Raw genomic sequence first — 2121 nt, forward strand, 5'->3', positions numbered from 1 at the left:
AGGCGCAGGCTCTATTGGCAGCGCAAGGCCCCTGCGAGTTGTCCACGAATATGGCAGTACGCCTTTGGAGGTCTTGGCTGTACAGACTTATCACCTTTCTCAACTTCATCCTGCCAGTGGATTCCAAGCCTGCAGGCTTCCCTGGGTACTCCATTTTGCTGACAAAAGCGGCAAGGAGTTCCAGCGCCTTGGCAGCAACATCTTCAATGTCCTGCAAAGCATAGATCGCCAGAAGTTAATTGCCGTCTAGCTTGGCCCTGCTAGGATAGGGAAGGGTTTGGCATGTTGGCTATGTTCACCAACAACGAGGTCTGGAAGACCTTTTTGAGCAACCCCGTTGTCTTCTGCGGGGGCTTCCTGAGCGGCCTGCTGGGCTTGGATATCAAGCAAGATCCGCTGCGCAGTTGGCTGGAGTCCCAGGGCTTGAGGGTGGAGGATTCACCCGCCCCCACCCAAGGCCCCCAGTCTATTTCCATCGAGTAGGCGTCCGGGCAGGAGGGATCCCTGCTGGGGAGCCTCTCAATTTAGCAGGGCAAGCCGAGGTAAGCTAATGTCGCCCAGACAGTCCAAACTGAGAGGGTGGCGACGGCAGGGATCCCGCGGGGGCTATCTCAGCGGAGTGGTGTTCCTGCTAACGGGGCTGGTTGCCCTACAGGCGGCAGATCCGGCCTTGGCCCAGTTGGATCCCGCTTCTTCCCCAAGCGCCGAGCTGGATCCCCAAGTTTGGCTAGGGCGCTACAACGCTGCCCTGAAGCAGTTGCCGCCTCTGCCCAACTTGCAGTACCGCCAGCAGGTGCGGGTGGAGGGATCCCAAACTTTCACAGCCACCCTGGATGTGCTCCGCCGCCGTGACGGCAGTTGGCAGGCGTGGGTAGCCGAGGGGGATCGCATTCGCCTGTTGGATTCGCGGCAACTGGAGGTGGTGAACCAATCGGACCTGCTCAAGCTGTATTCGGTGTACGTGAGCCGGCCCGAAGCGCTCCTGCCCTCGGTAAGTTTTGAGCTAGAGGCTGATCCTAGCCGCTACCGCGTCGTCTCCTCAGAACGAGCAGATCTGGCGGGATCCCCTGTCCAGCACTTGCGCCTAGAGCCCCTGCAGGAGGGCCAGCTGCGGGAGCTGTGGCTGGAGCCAGAGTCAGGGCTGCCGCGGCAGGTGCTCTTGTTTTTGTCAGGGGTGTGGGGGCAGGCTTATGTCCTCATGGGGTTTACGGCAGTGCCTGCTCCCCAGGGAGGCACCCGTTACTGGCTGCCGGAGAGCAGCCGCATCAATGTGGGCTATGGGTTTTGGACGCTGGAGGGCCTGACCCGCCGCGTGTTCAGGGGATCCCTTGCCATCCGGCACGACTACCAGGACTATCGCCTTCTGCCGGAGGGGGTGCAGTTGCGCTTTTTGCCCTCACAGCCGCCGCTGGATGCACCGCCGGTGGTGGCCGGTCTGCCGGAGAGCAGTCCCTCAGTCGAGCTGGGAGAGGTCCAGGTTTTGGGAGTGGACGAGCAGGGAAATCAGCAATTTAGCATTGGCCTGGGCAGACGCACTGCCGCAGAGACCCCCCTAGAAGACCGCATCGCTGCCTTTAACCTCACCCGACCGGCCAGCCGCAATGCCCTCACCCAGATCGATACCTTGGCCTTCTTGCCTTTAGGGAGCAGCCAGTTGCCGATCTATCTCTTTCAATTCGACACCGATCGCCCTCTCTCGCCCCTGCAAGGGGTGGAGCGCCCGCGGGTGGATCCCAACGAGGTTTTTGATCCCAGGCCACCTGCCATCAAACTCTTTGGAGACTAGCTCTCATGCTGACCGATGCTGCCTACGGCGTGATCCCGGTGCTGCCCCTCCCGCCCGCCCAGGGATCCCACCTCTACCTGCTCATCCAGCACCAGAAAGGGCATTGGGCCTTCCCCAAAGGGCACAAAGATGAGGGCGAAAGCGACCTGGCCGCAGCCCGGCGGGAGTTGCGCGAGGAAACCGGCCTGACCGACTACCAGCTTCTGACCCTGCCCGGCCAGCCCGACCCCCTGACGCTACAGGAGGCCTACACCTTCACAGATCCAGAGGGGAACGCGGTGGCCAAGACCGTTACCTACTACGTGGCCCTGCTGCCGCCCCAGTTTCCTCCCCCT

General features: G+C 61.7%; 3 protein-coding genes and 1 pseudogene. All 4 read left to right on the top strand.

Annotation, left to right across the window (positions count from 1 at the left end):
- Window positions 1-250, top strand: a pseudogene (locus tag NW863_RS12815) (hypothetical protein); the annotation flags it as partial.
- 41 nt (window positions 251-291) lie between these two features.
- Window positions 292-483: a hypothetical protein gene (locus NW863_RS12820; RefSeq protein WP_414366827.1), complete on the top strand. Its 192-nt coding sequence runs from the start codon at window positions 292-294 to the stop codon at window positions 481-483.
- Between the two features lie 67 nt (window positions 484-550).
- On the top strand, window positions 551-1786 hold the full coding sequence (locus NW863_RS12825; protein WP_414366829.1) for a hypothetical protein: 1236 nt from the start codon (window positions 551-553) through the stop codon (window positions 1784-1786).
- Between the two features lie 5 nt (window positions 1787-1791).
- The coding region (locus NW863_RS12830; protein ID WP_414366831.1) for an NUDIX domain-containing protein at window positions 1792-2121 on the top strand (330 nt) is incomplete at its 3' end.

Origin of the sequence: Synechococcus sp. B60.1 (assembly GCF_047462555.1) — a bacterium.
Taxonomy (GTDB): domain Bacteria; phylum Cyanobacteriota; class Cyanobacteriia; order Thermostichales; family Thermostichaceae; genus Thermostichus.

Coding starts and splice junctions, on each gene's coding strand:
- NW863_RS12820 (WP_414366827.1), top strand. CDS start 292: ATGTTCACCAACAACGAGGTCTGGAAGACCTTTTTGAGCAACCCCGTT.
- NW863_RS12825 (WP_414366829.1), top strand. CDS start 551: ATGTCGCCCAGACAGTCCAAACTGAGAGGGTGGCGACGGCAGGGATCC.